Raw genomic sequence first — 23276 nt, 5'->3', positions numbered from 1 at the left:
GTCAGCCTTTCACGCCGGTCAGGGTGACTCCCTCGACGAACGCCTTCTGGGCGAAGAAGAAGAGGACGATCACCGGGGCCATGACCAGCACGGTCGCGGCCATGGTCAGGTTCCAGTTGGTGTGGTGCGCGCCCTTGAAGGACTCCAGTCCGTAACTGAGGGTCCAGGCGGCCGGGTTGTCGGAGGCGTAGATCTGCGGGCCGAAGTAGTCGTTCCAGGCGTAGAAGAACTGGAAGAGCGCGACGGCGGCGATCCCCGGTCTGGCCATGGGGAGGACCACGCGCAGCAGGGTGCGCACCTCGCCGCAGCCGTCGACGCGGGCCGCGTCCAGGTACTCGTCGGGGATGGTCAGCAGGAACTGGCGGAGCAGGAAGATGGAGAAGGCGTCGCCGAAGGCCATCGGGATGATCAGCGGCCACAGGGTGCCGGACAGGTCGAGCTGTTTGGCCCAGAAGAGGTACATGGGGATGACGACCACCTGTGGCGGCAGCATCATCATGGCGATCACGAGCAGCAGCGAGAGCCGCCGCCGGCGGAAGCGGAACTTGGCGAGGGCGTAGGCGACGGGCACGGAGGAGACCACGGTCAACAGGGTGCCGAGCCCGGCGTACAGCAGGGTGTTGCGCCACCAGGTCAGGAAGCCGGGCGTGTTCCACACCGTGGCGTAGTTGTCCCATTCCCAGGTGTCGGGCCACAGGTCGCGGGTCAGTGCCTGGCGGTCGCCCATGAGGGAGGTGAGCAGGAGGAAGACGAAGGGGAGGACGAAGAAGAGGGCGGCGGCCACGCCGAGCGTGTGGACGGCGATCCAGTGCAGTACGGCCTTGCGTCCGTGCGCGTTCACTCGCCGGCTCCGATCAGTCCGCCACGGCGCCGCATCAGGAGCGCGGTGAAGGTCATGGAGAGGGCGAACAGGACGAGCGCGACGACACACGCCGTGCCGTAGTCGAAGCGCTGGAATCCGAGGTTGTGGACGAGCTGCGGCAGGGTCAGGGTGGACTTGTCGGGGTAGCCCGGCTCGAACTGCTGGCCGGAGCCGCCGATCACCCCGGCCGCGACCTTTCCCGCGACCAGCGGCTGGGCGTAGTACTGCATGGCCTGGATGACGCCGGTGACCACGGCGAAGGCGATGATCGGCGCGATGTTGGGCAGGGTGATGTGCCGGAACCGTGCCCAGGCCCCGGCTCCGTCCAGCTCGGCGGCCTCGTACTGCTCCTTCGGTACGTCGAGCAGTGCGGCCATGAAGATGACCATCAGGTCGCCCACCCCCCACAGGGCGAGGGCGGTGAGCGCGGGCTTGGACCAGTCGGCGTCGGTGAACCAGCCCGGGGTGGGCAGGCCCACGGCGTCCAGCAGGGTGTTGGCGGGGCCGGTGCCGGGGTTGAGCAGGAAGACGAAGGCGAGGGTGGCGGCGACGGGCGGGGCGAGGTAGGGCAGGTAGAAGAGGGTCCGGAAGATCCCGACGCCCGTCTTGATCTTCGTGATGAGCAGGCCGATGCCGAGGCCGAAGAGGACCCGGCAGGTCACCATGACCAGCACGAGCCACAGGGTGTTGCGCATCGCCGGCCAGAAGAGCGGATAGTCGGTGAAGACGTAGCTCCAGTTGTCCGTGCCGTTGAAGGCGGGCGGGCGGAAGCCGTCGTACTTGGTGAAGGAGAAGTACAGGGTGGACAGCAGGGGGTAGGCGAAGAAGACGGCGAACCCGATGAGCCAGGGGGACATGAAGGCCGCGGTCCGCAGGGCGGAGCGGCGGCGCTTCGACCGCAGGGTGGGATTGGTCATCCGGGTCATCCGGGTTATCCGGGGCATCCCAGGCATTCCGGGCTACTTCGCCTTCGCGATGTCCGTGTCGATCTGCTGGTCGGCCTTGGCGAGGCCGGCCGGGATGTCGGTGACGTCGCCCTTCTCGACCGCGTACGCGAAGTCCTGGAAGGTCAGCTGGTAGGTGCCGCCGTCGGCCTGGGCCGGGGTGGTGCCGGACTTCGGGTGCCGGGCGATGTCGAGGAAGGTCTTGAACTCGGGGGTCACCCGGAGGTTCGGGGACTCCAGGGCGGCGAGCGTGGACGGCACGTTGTGGATGGCGTTGGCGAAGGCGACGACCGCCTCGGTGTCGGTGGTCATGTACTTGACCAGTTCCCAGGCGGCGTTCTGCTTCCTGCTGCCCGCGGCGATGCCCATGACCGTGCCGGAGAGGTAGCCCTTGCCGTAGTCGGCGGCCTGCTCGTCGGGTACGGGCAGCGGCGCGGTGCCGATCTCGAACGCGACCCCGGCTTCCTTGGCCATCGGGGCCCGCCATTCGCCGTCGATCTGCATGGCCACCTGGCCGGTGTGGAAGGGGTGTTCGGCGCTCCACTCGTCGCCGAAGGTGCTGCGGAACCGTTCCAGCTTCTCGTAGCCGCCGAGCTTGTCCACCAGGTCCTTCTGCGCGGTCAGCATCTTGGCGAAGCCGGGGTCCTCGGCCAGGTTGGACTTGCCGTCCGCGCCGAAGTAGGCGGGGCTCCACTGCGCGGCGAGCCGCATGGGGGTGGTCTCGTAGCCGTGGAAGGTGGGCATCAGGCCGACCTGCTCGTACGAGTCCCCCTTGGGCTTGGTCAGCTTCTGCGCGACCTCGGTGAACTGGCTCCATGTCCGCGGGGGTTCGGTGATGCCGGCGGCCGCGAAGGCGGTCTTGTTGTAGACGAGGCCGTACGCGTCGTGCAGCAGCGGCAGCGTGCACTGGTTGCCGTCGAACTGGGTGTACTCCAGCAGGGTCTTGGGGAAGACCTTCGTCTTGTCGACCCCGGACTTGCGCAGGAAGGGGTTGAGGTCGGCGAAGGCGCGGGAGTTGCAGAACTTGCCGACGCTGTCGGTGGTGAAGGAGGACACCACGTCGGGGGCCTTGTCCCCGCCGGCGCGCAGGGCCTGGTTGATCTTGTCGTCGGTCATGTTGCCGGTGACCTTGACCTTGATGTTGGGGTGCGCCTGTTCGAAGCGGGCGATGTTGTCCTCGATCGCCTTGGCCTCGCTCGGCGCGGACCAGCCGTGCCAGAAGGTGAGGGTGACGTCCGCCTTCGGGTCGTCGGAGGCGGTGTCGGCGCCCTGGCCGGTACAGGCCGTGGCGAGTGCGGATATCGCGACGAGGAGGGCTGCTGCGGTGGTCAGGCGTCCGGTTCTGGGCATGGCGGGGCTCGCTCTCTGCGGGAGACGAAACTTCCGGTGGGGGCCGTTCGGGGACGTTCGGCGTCGGCGGGGCCGGTGGGGTGCCTGTGGGGTCTGTGCGGGGGCGGGGCCGGTGGGGTGGGCGGGGCGGTTCAGCGGGAGGTGTCGAACACTTCGTCCCGGGTGGCGGCCAGCGCGCTCTCCAGCGCGCCGTGCAGGACCGGCCGTTCCCGTACCTCGCCGGGGACCAGCCGGGGCCGGGAGGGGGCCAGTTCGGCGAGCTCGGCCTCCAGCAGCGCGCGCAGCGGTTCGCCGCCCGCGCTGATCGCGGCCCCGGACAGGACCACGATCTCCGGGTCCAGTACGGCGACGAGCGAGGCCAGACCGGTGGCGAGCGCGGTGGCGTACGCCTGGAGGAAGCGCAGGTGCGCGCCCTCGGGCGCGGCCGCGGCCCGCCCGAGCAGGGCGACGGCGGCGGCGACCTCCGGGCTGTGCGGGGTGTCCGGGCCGTGCGGGGTGCCGGCGGCGGGCCCGGGCGCGGCCTCCACGCCCAGTTCCGCGGCGAGCCGGGGCAGTCCCTCGACGCCGGCCAGCTCCTGGTAGCCGCCGGAGTTGGCCCGGGTGACCTGCCGGACCAGGGGGCGGCCGGGCACGGGCAGGAAGCCCACCTCGCCCGCGCCGCCGGTCCAGCCGCGGTGCAGCCGGCCGCCGAGCACGAGGGCGGCGCCGAGGCCCTCCTCGTTCCAGAGCAGGACGAAGTCCTCGTGGCCGCGGGCCGCGCCGAGGCGCTGTTCGGCGACGGCGGCGAGGTTGACGTCGTTCTCGTACTCCACGGGCATCGGCAGGGCCGCCGCCAGGTCGTCGAGCAGGGTGGGGGAGTGCCAGCCCGGCAGGTGGCTGGCGTACCGCAGCCGGCCGCTCTGCGGGTCGAAGGCGCCGGGGGTGGCGATGACCACCCGGTGCAGGTCGGAGCGGTGCAGCCCGGCGGCCTTGACGGCGCCGCCGAGGGCCTCGGTCACCTGGTCCACGGCCTGGGCGCCCTCGGTGTACGGGACCTCGTGGGAGGCGATCACCGTGCCGGTGAGGTCGGCGACGGCCGCCAGCACGCGCCCCGGGGTGACGTCGAGCCCGCCGACGTACGCGGCCCGCGGGTTGAGCGAGTACAGCTGGGCGCTGGGGCCGGGGCGGCCGCCGTCGGTACCGGTGGCCAGGACGAGTCCGGCCGCTTCCAGGCGGGCCAGCAGCTGGGAGGCGGTGGGCTTGGACAGTCCGGTCAGGTGCCCGATGCGGGTCCGCGAGAGCGGGCCGTGCGTCAGCAGGAGTTCGAGCGCGGCCCGGTCGTTCATGGCGCGCAGCAGACTGGGCGTTCCGGGCGTGGAGGCGGGCATGGAGCGGTCTCTCCCTCACCGAGGCGATCTGTTAGGTAAGTTTCCTATCACTGTTTGATCCGTGTCAATGCCGCTGCCCCGCAGGTCATTCGCGAATGACCTGCGGGGCAGCGGGGACGGAAGGGGTGCGGGGCGGCTACTTGGTGATCCGCGGGCCGGCCGGCGGCGGGATCGGGGCCGTGGCCAGCGACTGCGGGGAGGCCGGGTTCGCCAGCGCGGACGGCGCGGCGACGGAGGCCGACGGGTCCGCCGGGGCCTCGTCCTCCTCGTCCCCGGCCGGCAGGCCGCCGATGATCCGGATGCCCGCGGCGTCGAAGGCCTCCTTGATCCGCCAGCGCAGCTCCCGCTCCACCGCGAACTGCTGGCCCGGCATCGTCTTCGCCGAGACGTTCACCGTCATCGAGGCGAGCAGCACCTCGCCCAGGCCCAGCACCTCGACCGGACCCCACAGGCGCTCGTCCCACGGGGACTCCTTCGCCAGGGTGTCGGCGACCCCCTGGACCACCTCGCGGATCCGCGGCAGGCTCTCCGTCGGCTTGACCTGGACGTCCACGCCCGCGGTCGCCCAGCCCTGGCTGAGGTTGCCGATCCGCTTGATCTCGCCGTTGCGCACGTACCAGATCTCGCCGTTGTCCCCGCGCAGCTTGGTCACGCGCAGCCCGACCTCGATGACCTCGCCCGAGGCCACGCCCGCGTCGATCTTGTCACCGACGCCGTACTGATCCTCCATGATCATGAAGACGCCGGACAGGAAGTCCGTGACCAGGTTCCGGGCGCCGAAACCGATGGCCACACCGGCCACACCGGCACTCGCCAGCAGCGGGGCCAGATCGATCTTCAGCGCGGCCAGGACCATCAGCGCGGCCGTGCCGAGGATCAGGAAGGAGGCCACCGAACGCAGGACCGAGCCGATCGCCTCCGAACGCTGGCGCCGCCGCTCCGCATTGACCAGCAGCCCGCCGAGCGCGGTGCCCTCGACCGCCTCCGCGCTGGTGTTCATCCGGGTTATCAGCTTGGTCAGCGCCTTGCGGACCACCGACCGTATGACCCCCGCGATCACCACGATCAGCAGGATCCGCAGGCCGATGCTCAGCCAGGTGGCCCAGTTCTGCTCGATGAAGCTCGCGGCCTCGGTGACGCTGGCCTGCGCCTCCTTGACCGAGGCGGGCGCGTCCGGAACGTCGGCTGCCAACGGCAGCAGAGCGGCGGGCCAGGGCACGACGGGAACCTCCAGGTGTAGCGGTCTGCCCGCGGAACGGGTTGTAGGGGCAGACCAACCACACTAACGGGGCAATCCCTTCACCTTGGTGCCGTGTTCGAGGGAGAGACCAGACTCACCTGGGGATGACTGACTGTGGTTGAAAACACCTCGGACCCGTTACGGGTGCGTGGTGGCGCTTCGACCAGCCGTAAGGAGAGACTGGAGAGCAGATCGTCCCGGCGCGAGCCACGCGCCGCCGACGTACAAGGAGGCAGTCCGTGCCGCACGTCCTGGTCCTCAATGCGTCGTACGAGCCCCTCGGCGTCGTACCGCTCCGCCGCGCGCTCGTCCTCGTCCTGGAGAACAAAGCGGTCTCCCTGGAGGAATCCGGCGCCTATCTGCACAGCGCGACGAGGGTCGTCCCCGCTCCCAGCGTGGTACGGCTCAAGCGCTTCGTGCGGGTCCCCTACCGGGGGCCCGTTCCACTCACCCGGCGCGCCCTGTTCGCGCGGGACGGCGGGCGCTGCATGTACTGCGGAGCCGTCGCCACCAGCGTGGACCACGTGATCCCGCGCAGCCGGGGCGGACAGCACGCCTGGGACAACGTCGTCGCCGCATGCCGGCGCTGCAACCACGTCAAGGCCGACCGGCACCTGCTGGAGCTGGGCTGGCGCCTGCGCCACCAGCCGGCGCCTCCTTCCGGGCTGGCCTGGCGGATCATCGGGACGGGGCACAGGGATCCGCGCTGGATGCCGTACCTCCAGCCGTACGGGGCCGAGGACGCGCTGGAGCGCATCGGGGTAGCGGCCTCCTGACCCGCGGGTCCGCCGCCCCAGTAGCCTGCGGCCCGGCTGCTGGGGCTCCGCCCCAGACCCCGCGCCTCAAACGCCGGCGGGGCTGGATTTGGCTGGCCTCAGCCCTGAAAATCAGCCCCGCCGGCGTTTGAGGCGCGGGGGTCCGGGGGCTGGCCCCCGTAGCGGCGCCGCACTCTAAGGCGTGACCGCGTACGCCTCCGCAGACCAGAGGGAGCAGCCGTAGCGGGTGGCGCGGCGGTCGCACGTGATGCGGAGGTAGCGGGTGTCGGGCGCGTCCAGGCGCAGGGATTCGCGGCCGCCCTTGGAGGCCGCGACCGTGATCGCCGGGCGCCAGGTGGTTCCGTCCGCCGAGGTCTCCACCCGGTAGGCCGACGGGTACGCGTCCTGCCAGTGCAGCTCCAGCCGGCCGATCCGGGCCGGGGCGGGCAGCTGCGCCTGCCACCACGCCCCGTCCACCGCCGGTGAGGACCAGCGGGTGGTCGGGGAGCCGTCCACGGCCGCCGAGGCCGGGAAGGCCCGGGTCTCGTCCGCCGAGGAGGTGGCCCGCGCGGTGCGCAGCAGGTCCGGGCCGCCGGTACGGGGCACGGCCCGTACCGTCAGGGTCCGGGTCTCGCCGTCGAAGGTCACCGGGACCTCGTACGTGCCGGGCGCGGTGCCCGGCGCCACCACGACCTCCAGCGGGATCGACACCTGCCCGCCGCGCGGCACCACCGCGACCCCCGGGAGGCGTACCTCTATACCCGCCGGCGGCCGCGCCGACAGCGGTCCGCGGACCTCGGCGGGGCCCGGCGCGGACAGCTGCGCCGAGATCCGCCGCGGGGCGCCGCCGATCTCGGCGTCGGCCGCGGCCCCGTCCGCCAGCTCGAAGCGGGCCCGCGGGTCGTCCCCGAACCAGGGCACCACCTGGTGCACCGCGGGCGCGGTGCCCGTTCCGGCCCAGGACAGCCGTACCGCGTCCGCGCGCAGTCCGGCCGTGTCCACCTGGGTCCAGCCGGAGGCCGAGGCGTCGGCGATCTTGCGCCAGCCCTCGCCCGGTACGTGCGCCTCCACCGCCGCGCCCCGCGCCCCCGCCGGGAACGGCTCCGTCATCACCGTCACCGCCGACAGCGGGCGCGCGGCGTCCAGCCGGACCGTCCAGGACTCCGGTTCCTTCGTCACCGTGCCCGTGGTGCGGGAGACCCCGGTCCAGGCGTCCGCCTCCGCCGCCGCCTGCTTCAGGAAGGGCTCCAGGACGGCCTCGTCCACCCGGGCCGTCCCCGGTTCCGCCAGTGCCTCGCGGACCTCGGCCAGGGCCCGGGAGGCCTGCCAGGCGGCGGCCCCGTCCCCGCGGGCCTGCGCCTGGAGGACGTCCACGGCCAGTTCGCCGGCCGTTCCGTAGCGCGCCAGCCGTTCCAGCCAGGGCCCCGCCTCGTCCGACAGGGCCGGCAGCCGGTCGGGGGCCTCGCGCAGGACCGTGAACGCCTTGCGCAGCTCGGCCCCGGCCGCCGGATCGCCCGCGGCGCGGGCCTTCCAGAACTGCTCGACCAGCGGCTTCAGATACGCCGACTCCTCCTGCTTCAGCCCCGACGACGCGGTGTTCCCGGCGAGCGCCGCCACCGCCGCGCGCTCGCGCGGGTCGGAGCCCGAGAGGTCGCGCACCGCCGCCTGCCAGGACTCTCCGGCCCGGTAGCCGCGCGGGTTCCAGGCGAAGTCCGCCGCCGTGAAGAGCGGGATCCGCGACAGGATGGGCTGCTGCATCGCGTTGGACAGCAGCGCCGCCGAGCCGCCCGCCACCGCGGGATCGCGGCCCGCGTACGGGCCGAGGAAGATGCGGCCCGGATCCCAGTCGTTGACCGGGTAGTTGTCCATGGTGATCAGGGGCTGCTGCCCCATGGCGGAGCGCGCCCCGGCCAGTTCCCTGCCCGTGATCGTGCGGGGCACCACGCCGACGCCCGTCCAGGCCACCTCCACCCGCGCGTCCAGCGCGCCCGCGAGGGCCGTCCGGTACGAGGTGGCGCCCTCCTGGTAGTACTCCGTCGGCAGCAGCGACAGGGCGGGCGCGCCCGGATACCGGGCGGCGAGGTGCGCGGCCAGCTCGTTCGCGACCTCCGCGTGCGCCTTCGCGGCCGCCGCCGCGCCCTTCCCGTACCGCTCCCGGTCCGCGCGGCAGCCCCATTCCGAGTAGCTGACGTCCTGGAACTGCACCTGGAAGGCGCGGAAGCCGAGGTCCCACATCGAGTCCAGCTTGCGCGCGAGGGCCGCCCGGTCGGCGGCCGAGGACAGGCACATCGACTGGCCGGGGGTGACCGCCCAGGCCAGGACCACCCGGTTGGCGCGGGCCCGTTCGGCCAGCGCGCGGAACTCCTCCTGCTGCGCCTGCGGGTAGTCCGTGCGCCAGCCCGTCGTCCGGTACGGGTCGTCCCCGGGCGCGACCAGCAGCCGGTTCTGCTTGGTGCGGCCCATGAAGTCCACCTGGGCGAGGCGCTGTTCACCGGTCCACGGCTGCCCGTAGAAGCCCTCGGTGATCCCGCGCACCGGCGCGGCCGGCCAGTCCCGCACCAGCACCCCGGGCACCTTCCCGCCGCCCGCCGCGAGCAGCTGGCGCAGCGTCTGCGCCGCGTGGAAGAGCCCCTCCTCGCCGACGCCGGCCAGGGCGACGGTGTCCCGCCCGCCGGGCCGTCCCACGGCCAGCCGGTAGCCGCCGGCCGGCAGATCGGTGGCGGCGGTCGCGCCCAGGGCCCGCAGCGCCTGCTCCGCAGCCGCGTCGTCGAGCCGTATGACGGTGCCCCGCTCGGGCACCGGCGTCCCCGGGGCCGGCTCGTGGAGGGTGCGTACGCCGGCCTTGCGCAGGGCGTCCCGCACCACCTGGAGCGCGTACGGATCGGTGTCGGCCGGAGCGACCAGCACGGCCTCCGTGCCCAGCGGCACCTCGCGCGCCGGATCGGCGGTCATCGACTGCGGCCGGGGCCACACGGCGGGCCCGTCCACGGCCGTCCGGGGGGTGTCGGCGCCCGGGTCGAGCACGGGGCCGACGGCGCCGTTGGCGCCGGCCGAGGCGCCGGCCGCGGAGGCGCCGCCACCGCCCGCTGCGAGGGGTGGCGAGTCCGGGGCGGAGGGCGCCGTGAGGGTGCCGGGCGGCCCGGCGGCCACGGCGCCGCCGAGCAGCGACCCGATCACCGCGATGGCGGCGGCCGTCGACCGTTTCCTGCCCCTGAGCTGCACAGAGCCTCCCCGTCCCGAGACGTCCCCCACTCGCACGAATGAGCCCGAGCCCACCACTCGTGCGGCTGGGGTGTCAATGCGGGTGGGTGATCTGACCCGGATATGACAGGAATGCGGTCCCTCCGAGTGGGTATGGCTGGCGTGTTCCCCCGCGGCGTCCCGCCCTTCTGCACCACGCTTCTGACTCACCCTCATGCCCGCACGCACGAAGGAGCGCCCGTTGATGGACGACCTGGCCCGGCTCGCTGCCCTGTACGGCATCGCCACCGCCTACCAGCCCGCCGCGAACGTCACCGTCCAGGTGCCGGAGGCCACCGTCAAGGCCGTCCTCGGCCTGCTCGGGGTGGTCACGGACGACCCCGAGAACATCCGGGTGTCCGCCGAGGAGGAGACGCGGGAGGCGGCCCGGCGGCTCCTGCCGCCGACGGTGGTGCTCTGGCAGGGGGAGCCCGTGCCGCCGCGGCCCGCCGTCCTCCCGCCGGACACCCGGGTCCGCGTGGTGGCCGAGGAGACGGGGGAGGAACTCGACTGGGGTCCCGGACTGCCCCTGGGCATCCACCGGCTCACCGCCCGGGCGTCCGACGGGCGGACCGCCGAGGCCACCCTGGTGGTGGCCCCGGAGCGGGCCCCGGCCGCGCCCGAGCGGGCCCACGGGCTGCTCGTCCAGCTCTACTCCCTGCTCTCCGAGCACTCCTGGGGCATGGGCGACCTCGGCGACCTCGCGGCGCTCGCCCGCTGGGCCGGCCGCACCCACGGCGCGGGCTTCATCCAGGTCAACCCGCTGCACGCGGCCGTACCCGGCACCCCGACCGACCCCTCCCCGTACCGGCCCTCCTCGCGCCGTTTCCCGGACCCGGTCCACCTGCGGATCGAGGACGTCCCGGAGTACGCCGACTGCCCCGACCGCACGGCCCTCGCCGAACTCGCCGGGCAGGGCGCGCAACTGCGCAGCGAGGTGCTGGAGAAGGGCGCGCACATCGACCGGGACGCCGTCTGGGCCCTCAAGCGACAGGCCCTGGAGCTGCTGTACGCCGTCCCGCGCACGCCCGGACGCGAGGCCGCCTACCGGGCGTTCTGCGCCGAGCAGGGCGCACCGCTGGACGTGCACGCCGCCTGGTGCGCCGGGCACGCCGGAGAGGACCCGAAGGAGCGCGCCGACTTCCACCGCTGGCTGGTCTGGCTGACGGACGGCCAGCTCGCCGCCGCCCAGCGGGCCGCCCGCGAGGCGGGCATGACGGTCGGCATCGTCCACGACCTCGCGGTCGGGGTGCACCCGCAGGGTTCCGACGTCTGGGGGTCGCCCTGCTACGCCCGGCACCTCTCGGTCGGCGCCCCGCCGGACGCCTTCAACGCGCGCGGCCAGGACTGGGGGCTGCCGCCGTGGCGCCCCGACGTGCTGGCCGCCACCGCCTACGCCCCCTTCCGGTCACTGCTGCGCGGGGTGTTCAGCTACGCCGGCGCGCTGCGGATCGACCACGTGATGGGCCTGTTCCGGCTGTGGTGGATCCCGGAGGGGACCCCGCCCGCCGAGGGCACGTACGTGGGCTACGACGGCGAGGCCATGCTGGCGATCCTGGTCCTGGAGGCCCACCGGGCCGGCGCCCTGGTCATCGGCGAGGACCTCGGGACGGTGGAGCCGCGGGTCCGCCGGGAACTGGCCCGGCGCGGGGTGCTCGGCACCTCGGTGCTCTGGTTCGAGCGGGATTGGGCCGGCACCGGGCACCCGCTCCCGCCGCAGGCCTGGCGGGCCGACTGCCTGGCCACCGCCACCACCCACGACCTGCCGCCCACGGCCGCCAAACTCGCCGGTGCGCATGTGGAACTGCGCGACCGGCTCGGCCTGCTGACCCGCCCGGCCGCGCAGGAACGGGCCGAGGACGCCGCCGACACCGCGGAGTGGCTGGAACTGCTGGACGGGCTCGGCCTGGAGACCAAGGGCGAGGAGGCCGCCGTACGGGCCCTGTACGAGTTCCTGCTGCGCACCCCGGCACGGCTGGTCGGCGTCTGGCTGCCGGACGCGGTGGGGGACCGGCGGCCGCAGAACCTGCCCGGCACCTGGGACCAGTACCCCAATTGGCGGCTTCCGGTCGCCGATGCCGCGGGGCGGCCGCTGACGCTGGAGGAGCTGGTCGCCTCGCCCCGCGCGAACGCCCTGTTGGGGGCGCTGGCGGAGGGCGTGCGACCTCGTACGGCACCCCCGGGCGCGCGCCCCGTTTAGGTGTTCGCTACGTTTGCACCGTGGACAAGAAGAACGCTCTGCGCGCCGGCGCCGTCACGGCCGGAACGACGCTGATGATGCTGCTGATGACGTCTCCCGCCCTCGCGGTGAGCCGCGACGACGGCGACGACCCGGGCCCGGGCCTGAGCATTGGCGAGACGCTCGGTCTGTACGTGGCCCTGCCGATCGTTCTGTTCCTGGTCATCGCGGGTCTCGTGATGGTCCTCGACAAGTCGGACAGGCCGCAGAAGCAGGCCTGAGCGGGTCCGGCCCCACGGGGTCGGGACCACGGGACTTTCCGGGCGCCGGGGGTCCGCACCGCCGATTCACCTCGGCCGTGCGGCGACCCCCGGCGCCTTGTCGTGTCCGTGGACACGGCGGACACGGCAGATGCGGCACATGCCGCGGATGTGCCAGACCGGTTCCGGCGGCGCTGACCGGTCTCAGCGGAACGCGGCGGCATGGCGGGCGGCCCAGTCGGCGAAGGGGCGCGGGGCGCGGCCGAGGACCCGCTGGACGTCCGGGCTGACACGCAGCTCGGACGGGTTCGGGGAACCAAGGATGTCCAGAGTGTCGTCGGCGAGCTCCCCCGGCATGCTCCGGGTCATGGCGGCCTTGGCCTCGTCGCGGGTGAGCTCGTGAAACCTCACCGGCGAGCCCAGCGCGGCGGCAATGGCCTCCGCCTGCTGGCGCGGAGTGATCACCTCCGGGCCGGTCAGCTCGTACACGCCGCCGGTGTGCCGGCCGTTCAGCAGGCAGGCCGCCGCTACCGCGGCGATGTCCGCCGGGTCGATGATCGGCACTCCGACGTCGCCGAAGGGCGCGGCGACGACCTGCTGCGCGCGGACGGACTCGGCCCACCACAGAGCGTTGGAGGCGAAGCCTCCCGGCCGCAGGATGGCCCACTCCAGGCCGGACTCCCGCAGCGTGTCCTCCAGGGCGCGCATCGCGATCCGCGTGGTGCCGAAGGGCCTGGTCACGACGCCCAGTGTGGAGAGCAGGACGACCCGGCGGACCCCGCTGGCCGCAGCTTCGCCGATGATGTCGGCAGGGCCGGCTCCGGTGGCGTGCAGGTCGCCGGACAGGAGCAGGAACAGCGCCTCCGCCCCGGCCAGCGCGGGCTTGAGGCCGGCCGGCCGGGCCAGGTCGGCCTCCACGTGGCGCACGCCGTCGGGCACTGCCGCCGTGTGCCGTGACACAGCCGTCACCTGCCGGCCCGCCTCGGCCAGCGCCTGCGTCAACGGCCGGCCGATATTTCCGGTAGCCCCGGTTACCACGATCATGATCAGCTCCTTGTGGGATGTCCTCTGTGGTCTTCACGCTAGGAGTGGGGCTAACTTTTGGTAAGGACATACCCCGAGGTAAGCTCATGGCATGGCGGGAGGCGCGCAGCACAGGCAGGGTGAGGCGGGGGCGCGGTATGACGTGCTTCACACCGACTGCCCCGCGCGCGATGTGGTCGACCACGTGACGAGCAGGTGGGGCGTCTGGGTGCTGATCTCCTTGCGGAGCAGCGACCTACGGTTCTACGAGCTGCGCCAGAGCATCCAGGGGATCAGCGAGAAGATGCTCGCCCAGACCCTGCGCGCGCTGGTCCAGGACGGCCTGGTCTGGCGGGAGGTCGAGCCGACGACGCCACCCCAGGTCACCTACGGGCTGACGGAGTTCGGCCGGGACATCGGCGAGCCGCTGACGGAGCTGTTCGACCGGATCACGCGGAGACTGCCGCCGCGCAGCGCGGGATAGCAAACCGGCACTGTTCCGGACGGCACCGCACCGCACATGCCTCAGATGCCGGCCAGTAGCTTGCGGAGCAGGCCGGTGAGTACGCCGACCTCCTCGTCGCTCAGCCCGGTCAGCGCGTCGCGCTGCACCTCCAGGCCGGCGGCGACCGCCTCGTCGATGAGCGCGAGGCCGCGGTCGGTGATCGTCACCTGGAGCCCCCGCCGGTCGTGCGGATCGGGCTTGCGGCACAGCAGCCCGGCCTTCTCCAGCTTGTCCAGCCGCCCGGTCATGCCGCCGGTGGTGAGCATGAGCGTCGCCGAGAGCTGGCGGGGCGAGAGCGTGTACGGGGCGCCCGAACGGCGCAGGGTGGCGACGACGTCGAACTCCCCGCGCGAGATGCCGAAGCGCGCGTAGCGCTCCTCCATCGCGTCGCCCATGGCCTTGGCGATCCGGTAGATGCGTCCGAAGACGGCCATGGGGGCGGTGTCCAGGTCGGGGCGCACGGCGAACCACTGGGCCGTGATCGCGTCGACGGCGTCCTTGTCCTCACTCATGAGCGCAGTATTTCGCTTCCCCGAGATCGTTCGCAAGAAAGTTGCTTGACGATAAGTAGCTTAATAGTAAGCTACTTACCAGCAACCGAATCTGGGGGAGAGGCCGTCATGGCAGTGTTCAGGAGCAAGGCAGCCGCCACCGGGGAGGCGAAGGTCGCGGGGGAGCGGTCGCTTCTCCTCGGCATCGGCATCAGCGCGGTCGGGATCGGCATGTACGTCCCGTTCTCGCTGGTCTTCTTCCACCACGTCACCGGCCTCTCCCTCACCCTCGTCGGCCTGGTCATGACGGCCACCGGACTGACCGGGCTGGCGTTCATGCCGCTGGCCGGCTCGGCCGTCGACCGGTTCGGCGCCAAGAGGGTCAACCTGGTGCTCTACGGCATACGGGCGCTCGGCTTCGCCCTCTACCCCTTCGCGAGCTCCCTGCCCGCCTTCGCGGCCGTCGCCCTCGTCACGGCGCTCGCCGACCGCTCCTTCGGCGTCGTCCAGCAGTCCCTCATCGGCGAGGTGGCGCGGGGCGCCGCCCGCGACCGGCTCCAGGCCTCCACCAGGGCCCTGCAGAACGCCGGGATGGGCGCGGGCGCCCTGCTCGTCACCGGGGTGCTGGCCCTGTGGGGCACCGGCGGGTTCACGTACACCGCCTGGGCCAACTCCCTCGCCTTCGCGCTCGCCGGACTGCTCGTCAGCCGGGTCCGCCCGGTCCGCGACGCCGTGGCCGGCCCCGCGAGGCGGGCTCCCGCCGGATACCGGATGGTCCTGCGCGACCGCCCCTTCCTCGGCCTGACCGCCGCCAACTTCCTCACCGCGCTGGGCTACTCCGCCCTCTCCGTGCTCTTCCCGCTCTACCTCTCCACCTGGCTGGCGGCCCCCGACTCCCTCACCGGAGCCGCCTTCACCGTCAACACCGTCCTGTGCGCAGGGATCGGCGTGCTGATCGCGGGCCGGGTCCGCCGCTCCGGCGCCCGCCGCACCCGCTCGGCCGCCCTCGGCGCCCTGCTCTTCGCCGCCGCCTTCGCCGGACAGATCGTGCTCGGCACGCTGCGCCCCGGCCAGACCGTGACCCTGGTCGCCCTGCTGGCCATCGTCGTTGTCTACACCCTCGGCGAACTGGTCCACAGCCCCTCCGGCGGCGCCCTGTCGGTCTCCGCCGCCCCCGAGGCCGTTCGCGGCCGCTACCTGGCCACCTACCAGCTGTCCTACTCGCTGGCCAGTGCGCTCGCCCCCTCCCTCTTCACCGCCCTGCTCGCCGTCGACGGCCGGCTGCCCTGGGCCGTCCTCACCGTCGCCGCACTCGGGGCCGCCCTCGCACTGGTCCGGCTGGAACCGCACCTGCCGGCCGGAGCCGTGCACGCCGAGCCGCCGGCCGTCGCCGTTGCCCTCGCTGATGGAACGGCCCCGGAACGCCGGCCGGCCACCGTCGCCGCCTGAACCACCCCGCCCGGCCCCGCCTTCCTCACCCACCGACAGGGAGCCACCCGCCATGAAGCGTGCAGCCACCGTCGCCCTGACCGCCCTCGCCCCCATCTCCTGGGGCTCCACCTACGCCGTGGCCACCGAACTGCTGCCGCCCGACCGGCCGCTGTTCACCGGGGTCATGCGGGCCCTGCCCGCCGGCCTGCTGCTGACCGCCCTGGCCCGCACCCTGCCCAAGGGCGTGTGGTGGTGGAAGTCCGCCGTCCTCGGCATCCTCAACATCGGCGCCTTCTTCCCGCTCCTCTTCCTCTCCGCCTACCGGCTCCCCGGCGGTGTCGCGGCCGTACTGGGCGCCGCCGGCCCGCTGTTCGTCGTAGGACTCGCCGCCCTCCTCCTCGGGGAGCGGGCGAGCCTGCGCACCGTACTGGCCGCCGTCGTGGGCGCGTTCGGCGTGAGCATGGTCGTCCTGACCGCCGAGGCGAAGCTCGACCTCGTCGGCGTCATCGCCGGTGTGGTCTCCTCCGCCTCCATGGGCGCCGGCACCGTGATGACCAAGCGCTGGGGCCGCCCCGAGGGCGTCGGCCCGCTGGCGATGACCGGCTGGCAGCTCACCGCCGGCGGGCTGTTCATCATCCCGGTGGCCGCCCTCGTCGAGGGAGCCCCGCCCGCGCTCGACGGCAGGGCCTTCCTCGGCTACGGCTACATGATGCTGATCAACACCGGGATCGCGTACTGGCTCTGGTTCCGCGGCATCGGACAGCTCACCGCCACCTCCGTCACCCTGCTCGGCCCGCTCTCCCCGCTCACCGCCGCCGTCATCGGCTGGGCCGCCCTCGGCCAGGCGCTGTCGCCCGTACAGCTCGTGGGCATGGCCATCGCCTTCGGAGCCACCGTCGCCGGCCAGCTTGCGGTCGCCGCCCGCAAGCCCCAACCTTTCAGTTCTACTGAACGAATCGATCGAAACATTTCGATGGACCTGACCGATGAGCAGGTGCGACGGTAGTCCGACGACAGAGAGCCCGACCGACTCCGAGGGGGAGACACCCAGTGGCCGTCATGGACCGCGACCGCGTCCGCACCGTTTCGCACGCCGAGCCCGGCAGCACGGGGAAGAAGGGTGCCGCCGGGCTCGGCGTCCTCCTCGCCCTGACCGCGACGGTCGTCTGGTCCGGCAGCTTCGTCGCCACCCGGGGAATGGCCGAGACCGTCCCGCCCGTCCAGGCGGTCTTCTGGCGCTGGATCATCGCCCTGATCGCCGTCGCCCCCTTCGCCGCCCGCCAGGCCTGGCAGCAGCGGGCCCTGATCCGGCGGCACTTCGGCTACATCGCCCTCGCCTCGCTGTTCGGCGTCGCCCTCTACAACACGCTCGTGCACCAGGCCGGACTGACCACCTCCGCCTCCAACATGGGCATGATCATGGCCGCCTCGCCCGTCATCATGGCGCTCTACGCCCGCCTCGGCGGCGAACGGCTCGGCGCCAGGCGGACCATCGGAATGCTGCTCGCCGCCCTCGGCGTGCTGCTGCTCGTCGGCGACGGCTCCCTCGGCTTCGACTTCGGCGCCGGCGACCTGTGGATGTTCGCCGCGGCCCTCTCCTTCGCCACGTACAGCGCACTGCTCCGGCGCAAGCCCGCCGAACTGGGCGGACTGGCCTTCCTGATCACCACCTTCGTGCTCGGCGCGCTGATGCTGGCACCCGTCTACGCCGTCTCCGTCTCCGTCCAGGGCGGCTTCGAGATCACCACCGGGACGGTCGGACCGCTGCTCTACGTCGGCGTCTTCTCCTCGGCCGTCGCCTTCTTCGCCTGGAACAAGGCGATCACGATCATCGGGGCGGCCCGCGCCGGAGTCGTCTACTACCTCCAGCCGGTGTGCGTGGCGGGGCTCGGCTTCCTGCTCCTGGGCGAGCAGACCGGACCGGCGCAACTGCTCTGCATGGCGCTGATCCTGGGCGGTGTGGGGTTGGGGAGCGTCGTGTCGGCGGGCCCGGCCTCACCGACACGACGTTCCCCCAGTGCGCGGAGATAGGTTCGGGCCCATGACGGAGTGGGACATCAAGAAGCTGCGGATCCTGCGGGCCCTCGCCGAACGGGGGACCGTGACCGCGACGGCCGAGGCGCTGCACATGACGCCCTCGGCGGTCTCGCAGCAGCTGACGAACCTCGCCCGGCAGCTCGGGGTGACCCTGCTGGAGGCCGAGGGCCGGCGGGTCCGCCTCACCGACGCGGCCCACCTCGTACTGCGGCACGCGGAGGCGGTGTTCGCGCAGCTGGAGGCGGCCGACGCGGAGCTGGCCGGATATCTGGCCGGGGACGCGGGCGAAGTACGCGTCGGCGCCTTCTCCACGGCCGTGCCGGCGCTCGTGGTCCCGGCGGTGGCGGCGCTGCGCACGACCCGGCCGGGCGTGGAGGTACGGGTCCGGGAGGCCGAGGCGGCGGAGTCGTACGAGCTCCTGTCGGCCGGGGGCGTGGACCTGGCGCTGTCGCTGGCCGCGCACGCGCCGACCGCGCGGGACGCCCGGTTCACCCGGGTGACGCTGCTGGAGGACCCGCTGGACGTGGCGCTCCCGCCGGGGCATCCGCTGGCGGGCGCGGCGGGGCTGCGGCTGGCGGACCTGTCCGGCGACCGGTGGATCTACGGGGGCAGCGGCCCCTGGTCGGAGATCACCCGCACCGCGTGCGAGGCGGCGGGCTTCGTCCCGGAACAGGCCCACTCGGCGTCCGGGTGGACGGCGATCCTGGCCATGGTCGAGGCGGGGATGGGGGTGGCGCTGGTGCCGCGGATGGTGTCGAGCCGGGCGTCGGGTGTGGCGGTGCGGGTCCTCGCGCACGATCGGCCGACGCGGCACGTGATCGCCGCGGTCCGGCGTGGCGCCGAGGCTGCGCCCGCCCTGTCCCACGTCCTGGCCGCGCTCCGCGCCGTAGCCGCGGGACGCTGACCCCGGGTGTGCCGCTGCGCGGAGCCGTCTCCCCGCCCCGCCCTTTCACCGTTTCCCGGGGCTCCGCCCCGGACCCCGTACGCGCGCTCCGCACCCGCGCCCTCAAACGCCGGGCGGGCTGGAAGATCCAGCCCCGCCGGCGTTTGAGGCGCGGGGTCTGGGGCGGAGCCCCAGGGGGGTGCGGCCCGCTAGGACTGCGCGGCGGCCGCGTCGGCCGCCTGGGCCTTCAGGGCGCGCTCGACGCCCGCGCGGGACTCCGAGACGAGGCGGCGCAGCGCAGCGTTCGGCTCGGCCGAGGCCAGCCACGCGTCCGTCGCGTCCAGCGTGTCCGCGGAGACCTGGAGCGTCGGGTACAGACCCACCGCGATCTGCTGGGCGATCTCGTGGCTGCGGGTGTCCCAGGCCTCCTTGACCGCCGCGAAGTACTTCGCGGTGTACGGGGCCAGCAGCTCGCGCTGGTCCGTCTGGACGAAGCCGCCGATCACGGCCTCCTGCACCGCGTTGGGGAGGTCCGCGGACTCCACCACCGAGGCCCACGCCTGAGCCTTGGCCTCCGCCGTCGGGCGCGCCGCCCGCGCGGTCGCCGCGTGGCGCTCACCGGCCGCGGTGGGGTCCCGCTCCAGCTCCGCCGCGATGGCGCCCTCCTCGGCGACGCCCGTCGCGGCGAGCCGCTCCAGGAACGACCAGCGCAGCTCGGTGTCGACGGCCAGGCCCTCGATCTCCGCCGCGCCGTCGAGCAGCGCCGACAGGTAGGTCAGCTGTCCCTCGGTGCGGGCCGTGGCCGCGAAGGCGCGGGCCCAGGCGAGCTGGTGGTCGCTGCCCGGGGCCGCCGCACGCAGGTGCTCCAGCGTGGCCTCGGTCCAGGCCGCCAGGCCCTGCTCCCGCCATGCCGGGTCGGCGTACAGGTCCACGGCCAGCTTCACCTGGCGGTGCAGCGACTGGACGACGCCGATGTCGGACTCCTTGCCGATGCCCGAGAGCACCAGCGCGAGGTAGTCGCGGGTGGGCAGCTCGCCGTCGCGCGTCATGTCCCAGGCGGAGGCCCAGCACAGGGCGCGCGGCAGGGACTCCGCGAAGTCGCCGATGTGCGCCGTGACCGTGGCGAGGGACTCCTCGTCGAGGCGGACCTTCGCGTACGACAGGTCGTCGTCGTTCAGCAGGACGACCGCCGGGCGGGCCCGGCCGGCGAGCTCCGGCACCGTGGTGAGCGCGCCGTCGATGTCCAGCTCGATCCGGTCGGTGCGCACGAGGGCGCCGTCCTGGAGCTCGTACAGGCCGACCGCGATGCGGTGCGGGCGCAGGGTGGACTCGCCCTTGGCGCCGGCGGGCAGCGCGGGCGCCTCCTGGCGGATGCCGAAGGCGGTGATCACGCCGTTCGCGTCGGTGGTGATCTCCGGGCGCAGGATGTTGATCCCGGCCGTCTCCAGCCACGCCTTCGACCAGGCGGTCAGGTCGCGGCCGGAGGTCTCCTCCAGGGCGCCCAGCAGGTCGGACAGGCGCGTGTTCCCGAAGGCGTGCGCCTTGAAGTACGCCTGCACGCCCTTGAAGAAGGCGTCCTGGCCGACGTAGGCCACGAGCTGCTTGAGCACCGAGGCGCCCTTGGCGTACGTGATGCCGTCGAAGTTGACGAGGACGTCGTCCAGGTCACGGATGTCGGCCATGATCGGGTGCGTGGACGGCAGCTGGTCCTGCCGGTACGCCCACGTCTTCATGGAGTTGGCGAAGGTGGTCCACGCGTGCGGCCACTTCGAGCCCTCGGCGTACGCCTGGCAGGCGATCGACGTGTACGTGGCGAACGACTCGTTCAGCCACAGGTCGTTCCACCACTCCATGGTGACCAGGTCGCCGAACCACATGTGCGCGAGCTCGTGGAGGATCGTCTCCGCGCGCACCTCGTAGGCCGCGTCCGTCACCTTGGAGCGGAAGACGTACTGGTCACGGATGGTGACCGCGCCCGCGTTCTCCATCGCGCCCGCGTTGAACTCCGGCACGAAGAGCTGGTCGTACTTGGCGAAGGGGTAGTCGTAGGCGAACTTCTCCTGGAACCAGTCGAAGCCCTGCCGGGTGACGTCGAAGATCGCGTCCGCGTCGAGGAACTCGGCGAGCGAGGGCCGGCAGTAGATGCCGAGCGGCACGGACTGGCCGTCCTTGCCCTCGTACGAGCTGTGCACCGCGTGGTACGGGCCGACGATGAGCGCCGTGATGTACGAGGAGATGCGCGGGGTCGGCTCGAAGCGCCAGACGTTGTCCTTGACGTCCGCGGCCTCGGGCGTCGGGGAGTTCGAGATGACCGTCCAGCCCTCGGGGGCCGTCACGGTGAACTGGAACGTGGCCTTCAGGTCGGGCTGCTCGAAGCTGGCGAAGACCCGCCGCGCGTCCGGCACCTCGAACTGGGTGTAGAGGTAGGCCTGCTCGTCGACAGGGTCCACGAAGCGGTGGAGGCCCTCGCCGGTGTTGGTGTAGGCGCAGTCCGCGACGACCCGGAGCTCGTTGGCCCCGGCCGCCAGGTGGGCCAGGGCGATGCGGGAGTCCCGGAAGACCGCCGCGACGTCCAGCGACCTGCCGTTGAGGACGACCTCGTGCACGGCCGGTGCGACCAGGTCGATGAAGGTCTCGGCCCCGGCCTCGGCCGACTGGAAGCGCACGGTGGTCACGGACGGGTAGGTCCCACCCTCCTGCGCCCCGCTGAGATCGAGTTCGATCTCGTACGAGTCGACGGTGAGCAGCTTTGCCCGCTGCTGAGCCTCTTCACGGGTGAGATTCGTGCCAGGCACGCGGTCATCTCCTTTGATGGTGACGTTGCCCCGTCATCCTTCCACGAGGGGGGCGTCACCGGCGCGGAGTAATCCACCGGCGAACACGAGGTCGGAAACCTGCCGGATTGCGACGGTCGGCTGCGCCATGCTGATGGGTATGAACAGCGCATACCGGGCGATGCCCATTCACGAGGCGGCGCTCAAGGAGCTCCGCGACCGCGACGACGCAGGGCGGGACTGCGTCCCGTTCACCGACGAGGAGGGCGGGGCGCCGCTGCGGTGCTGCCTGCGACCCGGCACGGCCGGTGAGCGGATCGCGCTCGTCTCGTACGCACCGCTGCGGCGCTGGGCCGCCGCCACGGGTGTGGATCCGGGGGCCTACGACGAGCAGGGGCCCGTCTTCGTCCACGCCGAGGACTGCGGCGGACCGTCGGACGGGCAGGGCCACCCCTTCGCCCGGCCCGGCGTGCGGCGCACCGTCCGGCGGTACGACGCCCGCGGGCACATTCTCGGCGGGCAGGTCCTGGAACTGGGCACGGATGCCGACGGGATGATCGAACGGGCCCTCGACGAGGCCTTCGCGGACCCCGCGGTGGTCCTCGCGCACGTGCGCGCCGCCGAGTTCGGCTGCTTCCTGTTCGAGGTCCGCAGGCCGTGACGTGCGGGAGGGGCGGGTGCCGTCCGGCATCCGCCCCTCAACCGTACGCGCGCCGGGATCAGCCCTGGCGGAGCTCCTCCGCGACGAGCTCCGCGATCTGGACCGCGTTCAGGGCCGCGCCCTTGCGGAGGTTGTCGTTCGAGAGGAACAGCGCGAGGCCGTTCTCCGCCGTCTCGTCGACGCGGATGCGGCCCACGTACGAGGCGTCCTTGCCGGCGGCCTGGAGGGGGGTCGGGATCTCCGACAGCTCGACGCCGGGGGCGTCCTTCAGCAGCTCGTAGGCGCGCTCGACGCTGATCGGGCGGTCGAAGCGGGCGTTGATCTGCAGGGAGTGGCCGGAGAAGACCGGCACGCGCACGCAGGTGCCCGCGACCTTGAGCTCCGGGATCTCCAGGATCTTGCGGGACTCGTTGCGGAGCTTCTGCTCCTCGTCGGTCTCGAAGGAGCCGTCGTCGACGATCGAGCCCGCGAGCGGGATCACGTTGAAGGCGATCGGCCGCTTGTAGACGCCCGGCTCGGGGAAGTCCACGGACCCGCCGTCGTGGACCAGCCCGGTCGCGTCCCCGGCGACGGCCTTGACCTGGCCGTCGAGCTCCGCGACACCCGCGAGGCCGGAACCGGACACGGCCTGGTAGGTGGTGGCGATCAGCGCGGACAGGCCGGCCTCGTCGTGCAGCGGGCGCAGCACCGGCATCGCGGCCATGGTGGTGCAGTTCGGGTTCGCGATGATGCCCTTGGGGCGGTTCTTGATCGCGTGCGGGTTGACCTCGGAGACGACGAGGGGGACCTCGGGGTCGCGGCGCCAGGCGGAGGAGTTGTCGATCACGACCGCGCCCTGGGAGGCGACCTTCTCGGCGAGGGCCTTGGAGGTGGAGCCGCCCGCGGAGAAGAGCACGATGTCCAGGCCCGAGTAGTCGGCCGTGGAGGCGTCCTCGATGGTGATCTCCTGGCCCTCCCACTCGAGGGTGGAGCCCGCGGAACGGGCCGAGGCGAACAGCCGCAGCTCGTCCACCGGGAACTTCCGCTCGGCGAGGATGCCGCGCATGACTCCGCCGACCTGTCCGGTGGCTCCGACGATTCCGACCCTCACGGTGACTCCTTTGGTACGTACGACGCGGGCGCGCGTGGAGCCATCATGCGTTCGACCCCACGAGCCTTGTCCAATCCATTGTCCGAGGAACGGACGGTGTCCTGAACGTGAACCCGTGTGACGAGTCCGTGGCGGGCGTGTTGCAGGGCCCCTGAACATCCGTTTTGCCAGGTCAGAGCCGGTT

At 72.7% G+C, this 23276-nt stretch carries 19 protein-coding genes; 9 read left to right on the top strand and 10 right to left on the bottom strand.

Going from position 1 to position 23276, the window contains the following annotated elements; all coding sequences use genetic code 11:
* Nucleotide 1 precedes the first annotated feature (1 nt).
* The 5 genes from ACFYZ4_RS22730 to ACFYZ4_RS22710 form a co-directional block, all read right to left on the bottom strand.
* On the bottom strand, nucleotides 2–841 hold the full coding sequence (locus ACFYZ4_RS22730) for a carbohydrate ABC transporter permease (protein WP_390784667.1): 840 nt from the start codon (nucleotides 839–841) through the stop codon (nucleotides 2–4).
* On the bottom strand, nucleotides 838–1779 hold the full coding sequence (locus ACFYZ4_RS22725; RefSeq protein ID WP_390784666.1) for a carbohydrate ABC transporter permease: 942 nt from the start codon (nucleotides 1777–1779) through the stop codon (nucleotides 838–840). Before ACFYZ4_RS22725 ends, ACFYZ4_RS22730 begins: the two co-directional genes overlap by 4 nt.
* A 42-nt stretch (nucleotides 1780–1821) precedes the next feature.
* Nucleotides 1822–3156, bottom strand: coding sequence for an ABC transporter substrate-binding protein (locus tag ACFYZ4_RS22720; protein ID WP_390784665.1), 1335 nt, complete (start codon nucleotides 3154–3156; stop codon nucleotides 1822–1824).
* Nucleotides 3157–3287: 131 nt separating this feature from the next.
* Nucleotides 3288–4523, bottom strand: coding sequence for an ROK family protein (locus ACFYZ4_RS22715; RefSeq protein WP_390784664.1), 1236 nt, complete (start codon nucleotides 4521–4523; stop codon nucleotides 3288–3290).
* 136 nt (nucleotides 4524–4659) lie between these two features.
* Nucleotides 4660–5742 (bottom strand): mechanosensitive ion channel family protein, encoded by a 1083-nt coding sequence (locus ACFYZ4_RS22710; RefSeq protein ID WP_384344823.1) that lies wholly within the window; start codon nucleotides 5740–5742, stop codon nucleotides 4660–4662.
* Nucleotides 5743–6002: 260 nt separating this feature from the next.
* Between ACFYZ4_RS22710 and ACFYZ4_RS22705 the strand changes: the two genes are divergently transcribed.
* Nucleotides 6003–6539, top strand: a complete 537-nt coding sequence (locus ACFYZ4_RS22705) for an HNH endonuclease (protein ID WP_189737015.1) — start codon at nucleotides 6003–6005, stop codon at nucleotides 6537–6539.
* Nucleotides 6540–6713: 174 nt separating this feature from the next.
* Here the strand turns inward: ACFYZ4_RS22705 and ACFYZ4_RS22700 are convergent, their stop codons facing one another.
* Nucleotides 6714–9740: a beta-N-acetylglucosaminidase domain-containing protein gene (locus tag ACFYZ4_RS22700; protein ID WP_390784663.1), complete on the bottom strand. Its 3027-nt coding sequence runs from the start codon at nucleotides 9738–9740 to the stop codon at nucleotides 6714–6716.
* A 193-nt stretch (nucleotides 9741–9933) separates the two neighbouring features.
* Here ACFYZ4_RS22700 and ACFYZ4_RS22695 point away from each other — a divergent pair, with 193 nt between their 5' ends.
* Together ACFYZ4_RS22695 and ACFYZ4_RS22690 are read left to right on the top strand one after the other, a co-directional pair.
* Complete coding sequence (locus ACFYZ4_RS22695; RefSeq protein ID WP_390784662.1) at nucleotides 9934–11958, top strand: 4-alpha-glucanotransferase; 2025 nt, start codon at nucleotides 9934–9936, stop codon at nucleotides 11956–11958.
* Between the two features lie 20 nt (nucleotides 11959–11978).
* Nucleotides 11979–12218: a hypothetical protein gene (locus ACFYZ4_RS22690; RefSeq protein ID WP_351302508.1), complete on the top strand. Its 240-nt coding sequence runs from the start codon at nucleotides 11979–11981 to the stop codon at nucleotides 12216–12218.
* 183 nt (nucleotides 12219–12401) lie between these two features.
* Here the strand turns inward: ACFYZ4_RS22690 and ACFYZ4_RS22685 are convergent, their stop codons facing one another.
* Nucleotides 12402–13241 carry an SDR family oxidoreductase gene (locus ACFYZ4_RS22685; protein ID WP_390784661.1) on the bottom strand — a complete coding sequence of 280 codons (840 nt, stop codon included), beginning with the start codon at nucleotides 13239–13241 and terminating at the stop codon, nucleotides 12402–12404.
* A 91-nt stretch (nucleotides 13242–13332) separates the two neighbouring features.
* On the opposite strand from ACFYZ4_RS22685, the gene ACFYZ4_RS22680 reads away from it, so the two are divergent.
* Nucleotides 13333–13704 (top strand): winged helix-turn-helix transcriptional regulator, encoded by a 372-nt coding sequence (locus ACFYZ4_RS22680; RefSeq protein ID WP_390784660.1) that lies wholly within the window; start codon nucleotides 13333–13335, stop codon nucleotides 13702–13704.
* Between the two features lie 41 nt (nucleotides 13705–13745).
* On the opposite strand, the gene ACFYZ4_RS22675 is transcribed toward ACFYZ4_RS22680, so the two are convergent.
* Nucleotides 13746–14237: a MarR family transcriptional regulator gene (locus tag ACFYZ4_RS22675; protein ID WP_351597366.1), complete on the bottom strand. Its 492-nt coding sequence runs from the start codon at nucleotides 14235–14237 to the stop codon at nucleotides 13746–13748.
* Between the two features lie 108 nt (nucleotides 14238–14345).
* On the opposite strand from ACFYZ4_RS22675, the gene ACFYZ4_RS22670 reads away from it, so the two are divergent.
* Genes ACFYZ4_RS22670 through ACFYZ4_RS22655 form a run of 4 tightly spaced genes read left to right on the top strand, consistent with a single transcriptional unit; the run spans nucleotide 14346 to nucleotide 18588 of the window.
* Complete coding sequence (locus ACFYZ4_RS22670) at nucleotides 14346–15665, top strand: MFS transporter (RefSeq protein WP_390784659.1); 1320 nt, start codon at nucleotides 14346–14348, stop codon at nucleotides 15663–15665.
* Nucleotides 15666–15717: 52 nt separating this feature from the next.
* On the top strand, nucleotides 15718–16653 hold the full coding sequence (locus ACFYZ4_RS22665; protein WP_351302523.1) for an EamA family transporter: 936 nt from the start codon (nucleotides 15718–15720) through the stop codon (nucleotides 16651–16653).
* A gap of 53 nt (nucleotides 16654–16706) precedes the next feature.
* Entirely contained in the window at nucleotides 16707–17678 is a 972-nt protein-coding gene (locus ACFYZ4_RS22660; protein WP_390784797.1) for a DMT family transporter, read from the top strand.
* A gap of 10 nt (nucleotides 17679–17688) precedes the next feature.
* Nucleotides 17689–18588 carry a LysR family transcriptional regulator gene (locus tag ACFYZ4_RS22655; protein ID WP_390784658.1) on the top strand — a complete coding sequence of 300 codons (900 nt, stop codon included), beginning with the start codon at nucleotides 17689–17691 and terminating at the stop codon, nucleotides 18586–18588.
* A gap of 188 nt (nucleotides 18589–18776) precedes the next feature.
* On the opposite strand, the gene pepN is transcribed toward ACFYZ4_RS22655, so the two are convergent.
* Nucleotides 18777–21362: an aminopeptidase N gene (pepN, locus tag ACFYZ4_RS22650; protein ID WP_390784657.1), complete on the bottom strand. Its 2586-nt coding sequence runs from the start codon at nucleotides 21360–21362 to the stop codon at nucleotides 18777–18779.
* A gap of 139 nt (nucleotides 21363–21501) precedes the next feature.
* On the opposite strand from pepN, the gene ACFYZ4_RS22645 reads away from it, so the two are divergent.
* Nucleotides 21502–22002, top strand: coding sequence for a DUF1203 domain-containing protein (locus tag ACFYZ4_RS22645; protein WP_384344798.1), 501 nt, complete (start codon nucleotides 21502–21504; stop codon nucleotides 22000–22002).
* Nucleotides 22003–22060: 58 nt separating this feature from the next.
* On the opposite strand, the gene ACFYZ4_RS22640 is transcribed toward ACFYZ4_RS22645, so the two are convergent.
* Nucleotides 22061–23092: an aspartate-semialdehyde dehydrogenase gene (locus ACFYZ4_RS22640; protein WP_351304853.1), complete on the bottom strand. Its 1032-nt coding sequence runs from the start codon at nucleotides 23090–23092 to the stop codon at nucleotides 22061–22063.
* Nucleotides 23093–23276: the final 184 nt, after the last annotated feature.

Source organism: Streptomyces sp. NPDC001513 (assembly GCF_042894695.1).
Taxonomy (GTDB): Bacteria; Actinomycetota; Actinomycetes; order Streptomycetales; family Streptomycetaceae; genus Streptomyces.
The sequence above is the reverse complement of the archived record's forward strand: the minus strand, read 5'-3'. Positions and strand labels throughout refer to the sequence as shown.

Bases quoted from the DNA above. Each gene is read 5' to 3' on its own strand.
- ACFYZ4_RS22725 (WP_390784666.1), bottom strand. From the start codon at position 1,779: ATGACCAATCCCACCCTGCGGTCGAAGCGCCGCCGCTCCGCCCTGCGG.
- ACFYZ4_RS22720 (WP_390784665.1), bottom strand. From the start codon at position 3,156: ATGCCCAGAACCGGACGCCTGACCACCGCAGCAGCCCTCCTCGTCGCG.
- ACFYZ4_RS22715 (WP_390784664.1), bottom strand. From the start codon at position 4,523: ATGCCCGCCTCCACGCCCGGAACGCCCAGTCTGCTGCGCGCCATGAAC.
- ACFYZ4_RS22695 (WP_390784662.1), top strand. From the start codon at position 9,934: ATGCCCGCACGCACGAAGGAGCGCCCGTTGATGGACGACCTGGCCCGG.
- ACFYZ4_RS22685 (WP_390784661.1), bottom strand. From the start codon at position 13,241: ATGATCGTGGTAACCGGGGCTACCGGAAATATCGGCCGGCCGTTGACG.
- ACFYZ4_RS22680 (WP_390784660.1), top strand. From the start codon at position 13,333: ATGGCGGGAGGCGCGCAGCACAGGCAGGGTGAGGCGGGGGCGCGGTAT.
- ACFYZ4_RS22675 (WP_351597366.1), bottom strand. From the start codon at position 14,237: ATGAGTGAGGACAAGGACGCCGTCGACGCGATCACGGCCCAGTGGTTC.
- ACFYZ4_RS22670 (WP_390784659.1), top strand. From the start codon at position 14,346: ATGGCAGTGTTCAGGAGCAAGGCAGCCGCCACCGGGGAGGCGAAGGTC.
- ACFYZ4_RS22665 (WP_351302523.1), top strand. From the start codon at position 15,718: ATGAAGCGTGCAGCCACCGTCGCCCTGACCGCCCTCGCCCCCATCTCC.
- ACFYZ4_RS22660 (WP_390784797.1), top strand. From the start codon at position 16,707: ATGGACCGCGACCGCGTCCGCACCGTTTCGCACGCCGAGCCCGGCAGC.
- ACFYZ4_RS22655 (WP_390784658.1), top strand. From the start codon at position 17,689: ATGACGGAGTGGGACATCAAGAAGCTGCGGATCCTGCGGGCCCTCGCC.
- ACFYZ4_RS22645 (WP_384344798.1), top strand. From the start codon at position 21,502: ATGAACAGCGCATACCGGGCGATGCCCATTCACGAGGCGGCGCTCAAG.